A 15,854-nucleotide genomic window follows, 5' to 3' on the forward strand; every position below is an offset into this window, starting at 1 on the left:
TTTGCACTGCACCCAACTGGGAACGCTGGCTGTCGATCTGCTGGATCGCATCGTTCAGCGCCTGAACCGATCGCTGCGACGAAGCTGCATCCTGGATGCTCAGGTTGGAAACGGTGGTTTCCACGGTGATCGCCGTCGAAGTACCCGCCGTCAAGCCCAGTTGAGCCAGGCCGGTACCAGCACTGCCGTTGGCCACGCTAAAGGTTTTGTTGGAGAACAGTGCCAAGGTGTTGTCAGCATTCTTGCTAGCCGTCACACCGGTGCTTGCGCTGTTGATCGAAGAAACGATCGCGTCTGCGGTGTCACCCTTCTTGAACTTAACTTCCACGCCATTGAGGACGACTGAAGTATCGGCGGTCAGTTTGGCCTGAGTGGTGCCCGACTGCAGCCCCAAGCGAGCCAGAGCACCTGGGCCGTTGGCAGCACCAGCACCGTTGTCAAGCTTAATAGCCTTGCCATCGGCAGAAGTCAGAACCAGACGACCATCCTGCTGCGAAGCAGTTACGCCAGTAGCCGTTACGGTGGCCGGAGTATTGATAGTAGCAACTGCCTGGGTCAGCGTCTGACCGGCAGCGATGGTCACAGTGGTGCCGTTGATATTGATTTCAGCAGCCTGAGACAGACCAGTGAACGCTGCTGCGTTAGTAGCCGTGGTTGGCGCTACTTCTGCGTTATCACCCTGAATCGCAAACGCTGCGGTGGAGGTCATTTTGATGTTGCCAGCGCCATCGGCTTCAGCCTTGACACCGGTAGTACCGGTCTGACCATTGATCAGGCCAATAGCAGCAGCACGGTCAACACCACTACCAACGTTGATCGCGGTACCATTGACCGTCAGAACACGAGCAGCAGTAGTGGTGGTGTAAGCGGTGGAGGTAGCGAAGCCACCGTCGAAGCTACCTTCACCACCGGTCACCTTGGCCGACAGGTCGGTCGCAACACCAGCAGCCTTGGCTTCGCCGTAGGAACCTTTCAGGCCGGTAGCACTGATATCAGTCATACCAAACGAAATGGTTTCGTTGGCGTTGGCGCCGATCTGGAAGCCTACGTTGTCGAACGAACCGTCCAGAAGTTTACGGCCACCGAAGTTGGTAGTCTGGGAAATACGGGTCAATTCACCGGTCAGCGCCGTGAATTCCTGCTGCAGGGACGTACGGTCGTCATCGCTGTTCGAACCGTTCGCCGATTGCAGGGCCAGTTCACGCATACGCTGCAGAATGTTGGTCGATTCTTGCATCGCGCCTTCAGCAGTCTGGGCAATCGACACGCCGTTGTTGGCGTTAGCTACAGCGACAGTCAGGCCTTTGACCTGGCTGGTCAGACGGTTAGCGATCTGCATGCCGGCAGCATCGTCTTTGGCGCTGTTGATTTTCAGGCCGGAAGACAAGCGGCTCATCGAGGTGCTCAGTGCGTCGGAAGCCTTGTTCAGGTTCTTCTGAACGCCCAAGGACGTGATGTTGGTGTTTACGGATAAAGCCATGACGAGTCCCTCGTGGATTGAGTGCTACGGCTTCCGGCCGGGGCAAGCGCCTGGGTCGGCCTAGAAAACCTTCGTCATACTTATCGTCGCGCCTGATAGTTTCTTGAGAAATTTCCTACAGAATAATGAAAACGCCCAAGGCGATTGACCTTGGGCGCTTGAGGAACCAAGCAAAACTCTACATTAAAGCCGGTATATAATCGCCGATCCCCAGGACAAGCCAACACCAAAGCCACTGATGGCCACGCGCTTCCACTCGGCGTCCATCACGTGCTTTTCCAGCAGCAGCGGAATGCTCGATGACACGGTGTTACCGGTCTCGACCATGTCCTTGATGAACTTCTCCACCGGCGCATCTTCAAAACGGCGGGCCACGGCGTCGACAATCGCCGCACTGCCCTGGTGGATGCAGAACGCGTCAATATCATCGGCCTTCAGGTCCGACTCGTTGAGCAGCTCGTGCAGGTGCGCTGGCACCTTGAGCAGGGCGAAGTTGAACACCTGGCGGCCGTTCATGAAGAACACGCCATCGCTGACCTTCAAATGCGGTGCGCCGGAACCGTCGGTACCGAACTTGGCCTTGCCCAACTGCCAGGTGGCGTCTTCGCCCATCCAGGTAGCGGTGGCGGCGTCGCCGAACAGCATGGTGGTGTTGCGGTCTTCCGGGTCGACGATCTTCGAGTACGGGTCGGCGGTCACCAGCAGGCCGTTTTTCAGGCCGGCGGCTTCCATGAAGCCCTTCATCGCGTAAATACCGTAGACGTAGCCGGAGCAGCCCAGGGAAATATCGAAAGCCGCGACGTGGGTCGGCAGGCCCAGCTTGTCCTGGACAATGGCGGCGGTGTGCGGCAGCCCTTCTTCGTCGCCGTTCTGGGTCACGACGATCAGCGCGTCAATCGACTCACGCTTGAGCTCGGGGTTGTTGGCAAACAAGGCATTGACCGCCTCGACGCACAAATCCGAGGTTTCCTGTGCAGCATCCTTGCGCGGCAGGAATGCCGAGCCGATCTTGCCAATGATGAATTCTTCATCCTTGGCGAATTTGGCACCCTGGGCGTAGTTGTCCAGCCCTTCTGCCGGCACGTAGCTGGCGATGCTTTTTATGCCAATCATTGTGGCTTCCCAATACAAAATAGCTGGAGAACACCCCTGAAAACCCTTCAGGAGCGCTGACAATAAAGGGGATAACCCCGCAAAAACCCGCCGAAACTACCGAAGCCAAAGCCTGGAAAGCGGTCTGGCCTTTTCACACGATACAGTGAAGATGCGCTTTATGACTCATAGGTCACTCATTTTTGTGCGCTTTGTTTAAAAGCCTGCGCCAAAAACGACAACGGCCCAGCCTGTTTCCAGGGTGGGCCGCCGGGGATTTCCGGGACAATTACATCTTGCTGAACAGGCTTAATTGGGAGATCTTCACAAAGGCCAACTGCGAAGCCTCCAGCATTGCCTTCTGGAACGCCAGATCAACGGAGGCCGTAGCCATGTCGGTGTCACCAATGGCAGCGGTCGTCGATTTATTGGCCAACACCATGCTGGTATTCTCAGTTTCCTGAATCGCCAGCGAGTTCAATCGAGCACCAATGGAACCCCGCACACTGTCAACTTGAGCCATAGAGGTCTTGATATTGGTGATGGCCGAGTTGACCACGTCAGTCACCATGGCCTGAGCAATCGGGTCGCCATCGGAAGGCGTTTCGAGGGCCTGGCGCAACTGGCTTAGGGTATCCAGCGCATTTTGCGTCTTGTGGGTATTGGAACCCACGGCGAACTGGTCACCAATATCTGGCGCACCAGTGAGGTCGAACTTCACCCCGGCCGCCGTGATGCTGCCTGGCGTCGCGAGCACAGGCGGCGGCCCCGGCTGTGCTGGCGTGCCAGGCACCACAGTACCGTTGGAGACCGGCTTGCTGTCGGCCGTGATCGGCTGGGCATACACCTCGTACGCGGTGCTCGAGGTAAATTTGATCACCGCGCCCTTGTTCGGGAAGGTGCTACCGTAGTCCGCTTGGCTGGTGATAGTACCTCCCGCCAATTGCGCGGAGGACGTATTGCTCGGAGTACGCGAGATACTGAAACTGTCCGGTTTGCTTTGCAGGGTGAATTCCCGGTCTTTGTACACCGCATCAGCCTCGGCACCGGGTTTGGTATCCCCTAGTTTCTGGCTGATATCAAAGGTCACACCATGCACGGTGACCGACGCACTTCCTTCCTTGGTCGCATCGAACTTGCCATTACCCGGGGTTTGCGAGGTGATGTCGTTACCCGCCGCATCCGATACGGTGTACTCCGTACTGCTGATAAAGGTCAGCTTATACGGCTGACCATCAGTGAAGCTGCTGTCGTAGTTAGAAGGCGAGGTCACGATGCCGCTCGAGACCAGCACCTTGCCATCGTTGACGCTACCAGTGGCCTGCGTACGACCGGCGTTGACCGTGCCCTCAAGAATCGACTTGCCGGTGTCGTTGACCACCATCGACAAGGTGTCCGAAACCTTCAGGCTCAGGGGAGTTTCGTCACCCTTGTAGCTGTAGGTCCCATCGCTGTTGCGAGCGTAGGGCGGCGTATCGCTCTTGCCGCCGGCAAACAAGTAATGGCCGGATGAATCCTTGCTGTTGAGCAGGCTCAGAACCTGCTTCTCGATTTCACCAATTTCGGCGGCTACCGCCTTTCGCTCCGCATCGCTAATGCCGCCGCCGCCCTTGCCCCCAACCTGCAGAGCCAATTCGCCGGCACGTTGCAGGGCCGTGTTGATACCGTCAAGCACGCTTTCCTCGCTATTAAGCGAGTTCTTCATGCTGCTGATATTGCCCGCATACTGCCCCAACATGTCCTGCTGCTGTTGCAGCAGCAGCAAACGCGCCGCGCCCACCGGATCATCCGCCGCAGTTTGGATACGTACGCCGGAGTCGATCTGCTGCTGGGTCTTGGTGACGTTGGAGAAGTTGTTGGTATAACGCGCAGTCGTGGTATTGAAATACTGTTCGGTCGAGATTCGCATCGTCTCAAACTCCCTTAAAGACTGTTGATCAGCGTGCTGAAGGTTTCTTGCGCAGCTTTAATGATCTGCGACGACGCGGTGTAGTACTGCTGGAAACGGATCATGTCGCCGGCCTCCTCATCCAGGTTGACCTGGGACACGGAGCTGCGATTGGACGTGGCGGCCGCGAGCATGGCGCCGGTCGCGCTGTTGTCGACGTTGGCCTGGCTGGCCTTGCCGCCGACGCTCGACACCAACTGGCTGTACGCGGTGCTCATGCTCACGCCCGCATTGCCATCAGTTGCGCCCACGGTCTTGCGGGTTTGCAGGTCGAGCAATTGCAGGGCATTGCGGTTGTCGAGCTTGCCGCTGCTGTTGAACGACACGGTGTAGCTGTCGTCCGGCTTCGGCTCGCCACGGATCACGGTGTCCACCCCGAACGTCTGCGCATTACCGCCGGCGTCGACGTAGGGCACCTTGATCGTCAGTTTGTTGTCCTGGCCCGGCACGATGGTGCCGGTGCCAATGGGCTGGCCCTGTGCGTTATTGATCACATAGCTCTGGGTGCCATCGGCGGCACGCTCGCCAAAGGTCATCTTGACCGGCATCGACGACTTGATCGCCGCTTCCAGCTGCGCAGTATCGGCGCCGCCATGGATGTCCAGGGGCAGCGTCAGGGTCGGCGGTTCAAACACGCCAGTACCACTGTTGTTTTTGTTGCCCTCGGCCAGCAGCGGCGCAGAAAACGCCAGCTTGTTGGGGTCGGTCATCACCACCTTCAGGTCCATCGCGCCGCCAGCGGTCGGGCTGACCTTGAACGTATCGCCCGCAGCTACCGGGCCCTTGCCATCGAGGGCCAGGGTGAAGCCGTCGATTTCCGGAGGGGTCTGGGTGACGTCGAAGGGCCCCATGGACTTACCGTCCGAACGCAGGACGCTGTACATCTTGTCGTCACTGAAGGTCACCTTGTAGTCAAAGGTGCTCAGTTTGCTGGTGTCTTTGATCGTGACGTTCAGGTTGCCGGAGTTCGCGCTGTTGTTCGAGCCGCCCACACTGCGCTGGCCAATGGCAAATACGCTGTTGATGTCATTGAACAGCGCGGCGCCGAACTGCCCATTGGCGTCCAGGCCCTGCCCCAACTGGGTATTGACCGCTTCACCGACAACCATCGCGGTACGCCCCAGGTCATTGATGGCCGGCATCAACACGTCCTGGCGATAACGCAGCAAGCCGCCGATGGAGCCACCGCTGATCACTGAGCTGACGTCCATCGCTTGCCCGCCGGTGGTCAGCACCACCGAGTACTGGCTCTTGTCATCCTTGCTCGGCACCGCCGACAGCTTGTTCGACACACCGTCCGCAACCAGGGTCTGCCCAGTGCCCAGGGAGACATTGAAATGGCCGTCCGACTCAGTGACCTTGACCCCAACCAGCTCGTTGAGCGAGCGCACGGCTTCGTTGCGCGCATCCAGCAGGTTCGCCGGCTCGCCATTGCCCTGGCCCTTGGCCTGGAAAATCTGCTGATTGAGGGAGGCGATCGAAGAGGTCAATTGGTTGACCTGGCCGGTGATCGTCTCCAGTTGGCTGTTGATGCCTTCTTTCTGCTTGTTCAGTTCGGTGGCAATCGAGTTGAAGCGATTGCCCAGGGTCTGGGCAATGGTCAATACCAGTTGGCGCGCGGAGTTGTCGCTGGGGTTGGCCGAAGACGTCTGCAATGCGGCGAAGAAGCTGTTCAAGGCCGCACCGACACCGGTGGACTTGTCGGACAGCAGCTTGTCCACCGAACCGATCTGGTCCAGATAAGCCTTGGCGTCGAAGTTCAGCGACGTGGTGGTCTGCAACTGGGTGTCAAGAAACTGGTTATACACCCGGCGCACATCCGACAGCGTGGTGCCGGTGCCGACAAAGACCCCGCCGACCCCGGACATGCCGTTGGCCGTCTGCATGGTCTGCTGACGCGAGTATCCAGGGGTCTTGGCGTTGGCAATGTTGTTACTCAAGGTCGCAAGCGATCCCTGAGCCGCATTGAGTCCTGACATCCCGATATTGAGCAAACCCATGGTTCAAACCTTATAAATGAGTGGATGCGCCAGCGGCAGCGTAGTTTTGATAGCTGTTCATGGTTTTGGCGATCTGCGAAATCTTGCTGGCGTACGCCGGATCCGTTGCATAACCGGCTTTTTGCAACTCGCGTACAAACTGTTCCGGGTTATCGGCCGACTTCAGGACTTCTTGATATCTTTCATTGCTTTGCAACAAGGTCACGAGGTCGTGGAAGCTGTCCTGATAAGAGTCGTAGGAACGGAACTGCGCCGTTTCCTTGACCATCTCGCCATTGCGAAACTCGCTGGTGATCGCCCGTGCCTGGGCGCCCTGCCAACTTTGGCCTGCCTTGATGCCAAACAGGTTGTGACTGCTGCTGCCGTCTTGCTGGCGCATCACCGATTTGCCCCAACCGGTTTCCAGGGCAGCCTGGGCCACCAGGTAACGTGGGTCGATGCCAATGCGTTCGGCCGCCTGCTTGGCCATGGGCAGCATGGTGGCGACAAATTCGTCTTGCGAGCTGAAGGCTTTTTTCGCCGGCGCCAGCGGTGGCTGGGCCACGGCACGGCCGTAGATCTGCATGCGCGAATCGCGGGCGGCAAAAGTGCGCGCGGCACCGTTGATCACGCCATCTTCGGCGGCACTGTTGCGCAGTGGTGCGGCCTTGGCCGCGCCCGGCGCCTCGACACCCGGCACGATACCGGCCAGCAGGCGATCGGTGAGTTTGCTTGGCAAGGCAATGCGCCGCTGATTCATCAACGCCATGTCATTGCGCAGGGTGCCGTCATCGGCCCGTGGCGCCACCTCGACCCGCGCCGCCCACAGCGCGCGCTGGCCATTGGAACGACCCAGCGGGCCATCCGCCTGGGTGCCGGCGGCAATCGGCGTCGGTACGTCGACTTTCTTCTCGACCGCGTCCGGCCCCTGCAACGTCGAGGCTTGCCCTTCCACTGGCTTGTTCTTTTGCATCTGGCGCAACAGCACGTCCGCCAGGCCAATACCGCCGCCCTCGCGGGACAGCGAGACGGCCAGTTGCTGGTCGTACATTTCCTGGTACTGCTTGGCCGCTGGGGTGTTCAGCGGGTTGTCCTTGCCCAGGGCATCGGTGGCCGAGCGCATGGACTTGAGCATCTCGTTGAGAAACAGCGACTCGAACTCCTGCGCCACCTTGCGCATGTTGCCTTCGCTGTTCTTGTCGCCGAACTTGAGCTGGTTAAGCCGGTTCAGGTCCGAGTAAGACCCCGAGTCGGCCGTGCTGGCGATACCGCTCTTGCGCATGTCCATGGCTACGGCCTCAAATCACGATCAGGTCGGCTTGCAAGGCGCCGGCCTGTTTCAGGGCTTCAAGGATCGCCATCAAGTCGCCGGGCGCCGCGCCCACCTGGTTCACCGCTCGTACGATTTCATCCAGGGTGGTACCGGGGCCGAACTTGAACATCGGCTTGGCTTCTTGCTGGGCATTGACCCGCGAGCGTGGGACCACGGCGGTTTCGCCGTTGGAAAACGCCCCAGGCTGGCTGACAATCGGGTCTTCGGTAATGGTCACGGTCAAGCTGCCGTGGGTCACGGCCGCTGGCGACACCTTGACGTTCTGCCCGATCACGATGGTGCCGGTACGCGAGTTGATGATGACCTTGGCCACCGCCTGACCCGGATCAACCTCAAGGTTTTCCAGGATCGACAGGTAGTCCACACGCTGGCTTGGGTCCAGCGGCGCGGTCACGCGGATCGAGCCGCCGTCGATGGCCTGGGCCACACCAGGGCCGAGCATGTCGTTGATCTTGTCCACCACGCGCTTGGCGGTGGTGAAGTCCGAACGGTTGAGGTTCAGGGTCAGGCTGTTGCCCTGGTTGAATCCGCTGGGCACGGTGCGTTCCACCGTGGCGCCGCCAGGAATCCGCCCGGCCGATGGCACGTTGACGGTGATCTTCGAACCGTCGCGACCTTCAGCATCAAACCCGCCCACCACCAGGTTGCCCTGGGCGATGGCGTAGACGTTGCCGTCGATACCTTTGAGCGGGGTCATCAGCAAGGTGCCGCCGCGCAGGCTTTTCGAGTTACCAATCGACGACACGGTGATGTCCACCACCTGCCCTGGCTTGGAGAACGCCGGCAGATCGGCACTGATCGACACCGCCGCGACGTTTTTCAACTGCACGTTGCCCGAGCCGGGCGGCACTTTGATCCCGAACTGCGAGAGCATGTTGTTGAAGGTCTGCAGGGTGAACGGGGTCTGGGTGGTCTGGTCACCCGTACCGTTGAGACCCACCACCAGGCCGTAACCGATCAACTGGTTGGTGCGCACCCCGGAAATACTGGCGATGTCCTTCAGGCGTTCGGCCTGGGCAGCGACGCTCAGGGAGAGCAACAACACCGCTGCCATCAGCTGTTTGAGATTCAAAGTGATCACCTAGAAAGGGAACAGCGGGCTAAGGAAGAAACGGTCAAACCAACCCGGCTGACTGGCGTCGGCAAACGAACCCGTACCCGAATAGGTAATGCGTGCATCGGCGATCCGCGTGGACGGCACGGTGTTGTCGGTGGCGATATCGTCCGCCCGCACCATGCCGGCAATGCGCACCAGTTCGTCACCGGTGTTGAGGGTCATCCATTTTTCGCCGCGCACGGCAATGATGCCGTTGGGCAGTACATCGGCCACCGTCACCGTGATCGAGCCCACCAGGCTGTTGCCCTGCCCGGCCTTGCTGCTGCCGTTGGTGGCGCGGTCGCCGCTGTAGCCCACGTCCAGGCTCAAGTCACCACTGCCCAACGGGTTGTTGGTGTTCAAGCCACCGCCAAACAGCGAGGTCAGGCCGATGCCGGTCTTGCTGTTCTTGGCCACCTGGGAGTTGGCGTTCTTGCTCGCCGTGGTGCGCTCGTTCAGGGTGATGGTGATGATGTCCCCGACCCGGAATGCCTTGCGGTCGCTGTACAGGTTCTGTTCGAAACCGGCCTGGTAGATCGAACCGTTGTTGGCGGCGGCAGGCAGCGGCGTGCGCGGCAACACCGGCGCGTAGTACGGGTCATTGGGTTTTGGCGCCGGGGCGACACAGCCCGCGAGCACGGCAATCCCACTCAATGCCAGAACAGAAACAAAGCGACTCATGACCCTTACCTCACGGTGTTGCAGGCGCCTTATGAGCGCCCCATAGACTGGATTACAGATTCTGCGTAACGAACGAAAGCATCTGGTCGGCGGTGGAGATCACCTTGGAGTTCATCTCGTAGGCACGCTGGGTGGTGATCATGTTGACCATCTCTTCCACGGTGCTGACGTTGGAGGTTTCCAGGGTGCTTTGCAGGGTGGTGCCAAACCCGTTGAGGCCCGGGGTGCCGACTTGCGGCGCGCCGCTGGCGGCGGTTTCCAGGAACAGGTTGTTACCGGTGGCTTGCAGGCCGGCCGGGTTGATGAAGTCGGCGGTCTGCAGGTTGCCGATCACTTGCGACGCCGGGTTGCCGGCGATAGTGACCGACACGGTGCCGTCGGCGCCGACCGTGAAGGTCTGGGCATCGTTGGGCACGACAATCGCCGGTTCCAGGGCAAAGCCGTTGGCGGTCACGACCTGGCCGTTGGAATCCAGGTGGAAAGTACCGTCACGGGTGTAGGAAGTAGTGCCATCCGGTTGCAGGATCTGGAAGAACCCACGGCCATTGATCGCCATGTCCAGCGGCTGCCCGGTCTGTTGCAGGTTACCGGCGGTGAAGTTCTTCTGGGTGCCGACGATGGACACACCCGTACCCACTTGCAGGCCCGACGGCAATTCGCTGTCCTGGGTCGACTGCGCACCCGGCTGGCGCTTGATCTGATAGAGCAGGTCCTGGAACTCGGCGCGATCACGCTTGAAGCCCGTGGTCGAAACGTTCGCCAGGTTGTTGGAAATAACGGTCAGGTTGGTGTCCTGGGCGGACAGACCGGTTTTGGCAACCCATAGAGCCGGAAGCATGCTGTTCTCCTTCGTGCGCCTGTTTGTTGGCGCCGCGTTACGAAATTGGTGGTCAGTGGCGCTGCAATCAGCTCATCTGCATGACGCGGGTCATGGCCTGGTCGTCTTCTTTGGCGCTGTTCATCATTTTCACGTGCAATTCGAACTGCTTGGACAAGGCCAGCACCGCGGTCATTTCTTCGACGGCATTGACGTTGCTCGACTGCAAAAAGCCCGAATTCACCTTGACGCTGGCATCGGCCACCGCGGGCTGGCCGTCCTTGGTGTGGATCGCGCCGTCCAGGCCCTTGGTCATGTTGGCCAGGTCTGGCTTGACCAGCTTGATGCGGTCCACTTCAGCCATCACCCGCGGGCCTTCGCCCATGGCGCGGATGCTGATGGTGCCGTCTTCGCCGATTTCGACCTTCTGCTCGGGCGGCACGGAAATCGGCCCGCCATTGCCCATGATCGGCATGCCGTTGCCGGCCCGCAGGACGCCGAGCGCATCGATATTCATGCTGGCGGTACGCACGTAGGCTTCGCCACCATCGGGGGTCTGCACCGCGATCCAGCCATCGCCGCCGACGGCAACGTCCAGGTCACGACCGGTCTCGACCATCGAGCCAGGGGAAAAATCAGTGCCCGGCCGCTCGGTCAGGGCAAACGCCCGCGCCGGAAAGCTGTCACCAAACACCGGCATCGAGCGGGCCTGCTCCAGGTCACGCTGAAAACCGTTGGTGGAAATGTTCGCCAGGTTGTTGGCATGGGCCTTTTGCGCCAGTGCATTCTGGCTGGCGCCGGTCATTGCCACATAAAGGTACTTGTCCACGCTCATTCCTCTTACTGACGGACGTTTGCCGCCCACCGATGTACTGAGGAGTCTTTAGCAATTTGCGCACCAACTTTTTAAAAGCCGGGGAAAGCCAGGCGGGGCAAGGGGTTGGGGCGTATCGAGGATTATCGTAGGGGCAGGACGAGTCGGAAAAACGGCGGAGTTCTGCCGGTTGCGGCAAACAGCGGTCTTGGCAGCTATACAAATTCAATGGGGAGTGGGCTTGTGTGGGAGCGAGCAAGTCGAATCGTCGCACCGCCGCTCCCACATTTTTAATCCCGTTGTGTCAGGGGTTTATTTGTCGGCCTTGAGCACTGCGTAATCGCGCAGTTTATTGGCGATGGTGGTGTGGGATACACCCAGGCGCTTACCCAACAACCGACTGCTGGGATGCTCGACATACAGGCTCTCCAGCACCGCCTTTTCAAACCGCCCGACAATCTCCTCCAGCCCACCCTCCAGGGAGAAATCGCCAAGGGGCTGGCGCACGCCGTAGTCCGGCAGGCGAATATGCTCAGCCTTGATTGTGCCGCCCTCACACAACGACACCGCCTGGAACAGCACGTTTTCCAACTGCCGCACGTTACCCGGCCAATGGTAGTGACTGAGCCGCTCCATGGCCGCCGGCGCCAGCTTGGGCAGCGGGCAGCCAATCAGGCGGCTGGCCTGGTCGATAAAGTGCTCGACCAGCGGCGGTAAACCGTCAAGGCATTCGCGCAGCGGCGGGATATGCAGCGATAACACGTTGAGCCGGTGATACAGGTCCTGGCGAAACTCCCCGCGGGCACACAGTTCCGACAAGTCCACCTGGGTCGCGCAGATCACCCGCACATCCAGGTAGACCTCTTCATCGCTGCCTACACGGCGGAAGCAGCCATCCTGCAGAAAGCGCAGCAATTTCACCTGCAACCTCGCGCTCATTTCGCCCACGCCATCCAAAAACAACGTACCGCCTGCCGTCAGCTCCAGCAGCCCGAGCTTGCCCTCTGCACGCGCCCCTTCAAATGCGCCGGGACCGTAGCCAAACAGCTCGGTTTCGGCCATCGACTCCGGCAACCCAGCGCAATTGAGCGCCATCAACGGAGACTGCCCGCGCGGGCTGGCCAGGTGACAGGCGCGTGCCAGCAGCTCCTTGCCGGTGCCGGTTTCACCTTCTATTAATAGAGGGGCGTCGAGGGGCGCCATGCGCCGGGCTTCACGCACCACCGCTGCCATCACTTTGGAGCTTTGGAAAATGCTGTCGAAGCCGCGCAACTCCTGCTTGCGCACATTGTAGATACGCTCACCGACGCGGTCGGCACGGTGCAAGGTCAACACGGCGCCAGCCATGGCTTCGCTGTCGTCATGCTCGGAGGATTGCAAGGGGGCGATATCGGCCAGGAACACATCGCCCTTGACCTTGACCCGCAGGCCATTGATCCGCGACTTGCTGGCGCGCACCAGTTCCGGCAGGTCGAAGTCCTCGGCGTAGCGTGACAAGGGAATGCCCGGCACTTCGTCCACCCGCACCCCGAGCAACTGCGCCGCAGCGCGGTTGGCCGCGACAATCGAGCCGCCCATGTCGATGGACAGCACCGGGAATTCCAACGCTCCGAGCAAGGCGTTGAGTTCCATGTGCCGACGCTCGCTGGGCATCAGCCCTACCCGCTTGACGCCAAATACCCCGGCGATTGCCTCGAACTGCGGGCGCAGGGCCTGGAACTGCATGTTCACCAGGTTCGGGCAGTACAGGTAAATGGCATTGCCATGCTCGCCACCGACCTCGCCCTTGGCCACGTTGACGCCGTACTCCACCAGCAGGTTGAGAATGTCCCGCAGGATGCCGATGCGGTTCTGGCAATGCACTTTGATACGCATGTAAAGGCCCGGTTTGTTGTAGGAGAGCTGATCGAGCTGCGTCTTTTTGTCGCCGGACGCAGATAGTCGTCAAGATTATGTGACAGCCAACGACCTTTTCCCATCCGAAAATCACAATGCAGCGTGCGCCACGCCTAATCCGTAACGAATACTTTACGATAATCGGTGCATTTTCCTACAGCCCTGCCCTAATGACAGGTGGAATCCACCGCCAGGCGGAGTATCAATAAGGCCATAGCAGGACATAACAAGAACGAATGCCTAGCAGGAGAGCCGTATGAAGCAGACGCACTACGTGGCCCGCGAGCCCGATGCGCAAGGTTTTATCCACTACCCGCCCGAAGAACATGCGGTGTGGAACACCCTGATCACTCGCCAACTGAAAGTGATCGAGGGTCGCGCCTGCCAGGAATACCTGGACGGTATCGAGAAGCTCGACCTGCCCCACGACCGTATTCCGCAACTGGCGGAAATCAACAAAGTGCTAGCCCAAACCACCGGCTGGCAAGTGGCGCGGGTGCCGGCGCTGATCCCCTTCCAGACCTTCTTTGAATTGCTCGCCAACAAGCAGTTTCCGGTGGCGACCTTTATTCGTACCCGTGAAGAGCTGGATTACCTGCAAGAACCGGATATTTTCCACGAGATTTTCGGCCACTGCCCACTGCTGACCAACCCCTGGTTCGCCGAATTCACCCACACCTACGGCAAGCTCGGCCTCGCCGCCACCAAGGAGCAGCGCGTGTACCTGGCGCGCCTGTACTGGATGACTATCGAGTTCGGCCTGGTGGACACCCCTGAAGGTCGACGCATCTATGGTGGCGGCATTCTGTCGTCACCCAAAGAGACGGTGTACTGCCTCTCGGATGAGCCCAAGCACCAAGCCTTCGATCCGCTGGAAGCCATGCGCACCCCTTATCGCATCGACATCCTGCAGCCGCTGTATTTCGCCCTGCCCAACCTCAAGCGCCTGTTTGAAGTGGCGCAGGAAGACATCATGGGCATGGTCGAGCGCGGTATGCAGTTGGGTCTGCACGCGCCGCTGTTCCCACCCAAGCCCAAGGCGGCTTGAACTGATGCTTTAAAGGCCAGGTGAGTCTGTTCCCTGGCCGCGCGTTGCTTTAGGGTGACGCCACTGGCAACCGAATTCCACATACTCGATTTCAGGAACACCTTTATGACCACCTTGAACCAAGCCCATTGCGAAGCCTGCCGTGCCGACGCCCCACAAGTCAGCGACGAAGAACTGCCGGTGCTGATCAAGCAGATCCCCGACTGGAACATCGAAGTGCGCGACGGTGTGATGCAGTTGGAAAAAGTATTCCTGTTCAAGAACTTCAAATTCGCCCTGGCCTTTACCAACGCCATGGGCGAAATCTCCGAGGCTGAAGGCCACCACCCAGGCCTGCTGACCGAATGGGGCAAAGTCACCGTGACCTGGTGGAGCCACTCGATCAAAGGCCTGCACCGCAACGACTTCATCATGGCCGCGCGCACCGACGAAGTGGCCAAGGATGCCGAGGGCCGCAAGTGATGCATTTCGCCGATATTGGCCGGGTGCCTGGTGATCCGATCCTGGGGCTGATGGAGTCCTATGCCAAGGACGCCAACCCGCAAAAATTCGACCTCGGCGTGGGCGTCTACAAGGATGCCCAGGGCCTGACCCCGATCCTGCAGGCAGTCAAGCGCGCCGAGCAGCGCCTGGTCGAGCAGCAAACCACCAAGACCTATATCGGTGGGCATGGCGACCCGGCTTTCGGCCGGCTGGTCAGTGAGTTGGTGCTGGGCGCAGGCAGCGCACTGCTCAAGGCACAACGCGCTGGCGCCACGCAAACCCCGGGTGGCACCGGTGCCCTGCGCCTGAGCGCCGACTTCATCGCCCACAGCCTGCCAGGCCGTGGCGTGTGGCTGAGCAACCCGACGTGGCCGATCCACGAAACCATCTTCGCCAAGGCCGGGCTCAAGGTCAGCCACTACCCGTACGTGGGCAGTGACAACCGCCTGGACGTGCCGGCCATGCTCGCCACCCTGGCCACCGTGCCCGAAGGCGACGTGGTGCTGCTGCACGCTTGCTGCCACAACCCCACCGGTTTCGACCTGTCCCAGGACGACTGGCGCCAGGTGCTGCAGATCGTGCGCGAACGCCACCTCCTGCCGCTGATCGACTTCGCCTACCAGGGTTTTGGCGATGGCCTGGAGCAAGATGCGTGGGCAGTACGCCTGTTTGCCGATGAACTGCCAGAGGTGCTGATCACCAGTTCCTGCTCGAAGAATTTTGGCCTGTACAGCGACCGCGTCGGCGCGCTGATCGTGTGCGCCAACGATGCCGAGAAGCTGCTGGATGTGCGCAGCCAACTGGCGTTTATCGCGCGCAACCTGTGGTCGACACCGCCGGATCATGGGGCTGCTGTAGTCGCCACCATTTTGGGTGATGCCGAACTCAAACAGCTGTGGAGCGCCGAAGTCGAAGGCATGCGCTCGCGCATCGCGCAGTTGCGTTCGGGCTTGGTAGAAGCACTGGTGCCCCATGGATTGGCCGAGCGTTTCGCCCATGTCGGCGTGCAGCGCGGGATGTTTTCCTATACCGGCCTGAGCGCCGAACAGGTGAAGCAACTGCGGGAAAAACACAGCGTGTACATGGTCAGCTCCGGGCGCGCCAACGTCGCCGGGATTGATGAGACGCGACTGGGGTTGCTGGCCGAGGCCATTGCAGACGTGTGCCGCAACTGACGAAACCGAATC

At 60.1% G+C, this 15,854-nt stretch carries 13 protein-coding genes; 3 read left to right on the forward strand and 10 right to left on the reverse strand.

From position 1 onward, the window contains the following. The 10 genes from FIV38_RS11355 to FIV38_RS11400 all read right to left on the reverse strand — a co-directional run. Positions 1 to 1,480, reverse strand: a 1,480-nt coding sequence (locus FIV38_RS11355; RefSeq protein WP_146492558.1) for a flagellin N-terminal helical domain-containing protein, incomplete at its 3' end; no start/stop codon positions are given. Between the two features lie 183 nt (positions 1,481 to 1,663). Then, a complete protein-coding gene (locus FIV38_RS11360; protein WP_092234516.1) occupies positions 1,664 to 2,593 on the reverse strand; it encodes a ketoacyl-ACP synthase III in 930 nt (309 codons plus the stop codon). Positions 2,594 to 2,861: 268 nt separating this feature from the next. Beyond that, the gene (locus tag FIV38_RS11365; RefSeq protein WP_092234513.1) at positions 2,862 to 4,481 is read right to left on the reverse strand and encodes a flagellar hook-associated protein 3; all 1,620 of its coding nucleotides are present in this window, start codon (positions 4,479 to 4,481) and stop codon (positions 2,862 to 2,864) included. Positions 4,482 to 4,495: 14 nt separating this feature from the next. Then, complete coding sequence (flgK, locus tag FIV38_RS11370) at positions 4,496 to 6,520, reverse strand: flagellar hook-associated protein FlgK (RefSeq protein ID WP_029292484.1); 2,025 nt, start codon at positions 6,518 to 6,520, stop codon at positions 4,496 to 4,498. 10 nt (positions 6,521 to 6,530) lie between these two features. Continuing rightward, positions 6,531 to 7,787, reverse strand: coding sequence for a flagellar assembly peptidoglycan hydrolase FlgJ (flgJ, locus tag FIV38_RS11375; RefSeq protein ID WP_092234510.1), 1,257 nt, complete (start codon positions 7,785 to 7,787; stop codon positions 6,531 to 6,533). 10 nt (positions 7,788 to 7,797) lie between these two features. Next, entirely contained in the window at positions 7,798 to 8,886 is a 1,089-nt protein-coding gene (locus FIV38_RS11380) for a flagellar basal body P-ring protein FlgI (RefSeq protein ID WP_029292480.1), read from the reverse strand. Between the two features lie 27 nt (positions 8,887 to 8,913). Further along, positions 8,914 to 9,609 (reverse strand): flagellar basal body L-ring protein FlgH, encoded by a 696-nt coding sequence (gene flgH, locus FIV38_RS11385; RefSeq protein WP_070995432.1) that lies wholly within the window; start codon positions 9,607 to 9,609, stop codon positions 8,914 to 8,916. A 52-nt stretch (positions 9,610 to 9,661) separates the two neighbouring features. After that, positions 9,662 to 10,447, reverse strand: a complete 786-nt coding sequence (gene flgG, locus FIV38_RS11390; RefSeq protein WP_057958870.1) for a flagellar basal-body rod protein FlgG — start codon at positions 10,445 to 10,447, stop codon at positions 9,662 to 9,664. A gap of 67 nt (positions 10,448 to 10,514) precedes the next feature. Further along, entirely contained in the window at positions 10,515 to 11,255 is a 741-nt protein-coding gene (locus FIV38_RS11395; protein ID WP_029292474.1) for a flagellar basal body rod protein FlgF, read from the reverse strand. A gap of 297 nt (positions 11,256 to 11,552) precedes the next feature. After that, complete coding sequence (locus tag FIV38_RS11400; RefSeq protein ID WP_092234507.1) at positions 11,553 to 13,115, reverse strand: sigma-54-dependent transcriptional regulator; 1,563 nt, start codon at positions 13,113 to 13,115, stop codon at positions 11,553 to 11,555. Between the two features lie 277 nt (positions 13,116 to 13,392). Here FIV38_RS11400 and phhA point away from each other — a divergent pair, with 277 nt between their 5' ends. The 3 genes from phhA to FIV38_RS11415 all read left to right on the forward strand — a co-directional run bounded on the left by phhA (position 13,393) and on the right by FIV38_RS11415 (position 15,842). After that, positions 13,393 to 14,184 (forward strand): phenylalanine 4-monooxygenase, encoded by a 792-nt coding sequence (gene phhA / locus FIV38_RS11405; protein WP_092234504.1) that lies wholly within the window; start codon positions 13,393 to 13,395, stop codon positions 14,182 to 14,184. 105 nt (positions 14,185 to 14,289) lie between these two features. Continuing rightward, positions 14,290 to 14,646 (forward strand): 4a-hydroxytetrahydrobiopterin dehydratase, encoded by a 357-nt coding sequence (locus tag FIV38_RS11410; RefSeq protein ID WP_017134918.1) that lies wholly within the window; start codon positions 14,290 to 14,292, stop codon positions 14,644 to 14,646. Then, a complete protein-coding gene (locus FIV38_RS11415) occupies positions 14,643 to 15,842 on the forward strand; it encodes an amino acid aminotransferase (protein WP_166647835.1) in 1,200 nt (399 codons plus the stop codon). Before FIV38_RS11410 ends, FIV38_RS11415 begins: the two co-directional genes overlap by 4 nt. The last annotated feature ends 12 nt before the right edge of the window (positions 15,843 to 15,854 follow it).

The organism is Pseudomonas proteolytica, assembly GCF_007858275.1.
Classification (GTDB): domain Bacteria; phylum Pseudomonadota; class Gammaproteobacteria; order Pseudomonadales; family Pseudomonadaceae; genus Aquipseudomonas; species Aquipseudomonas proteolytica.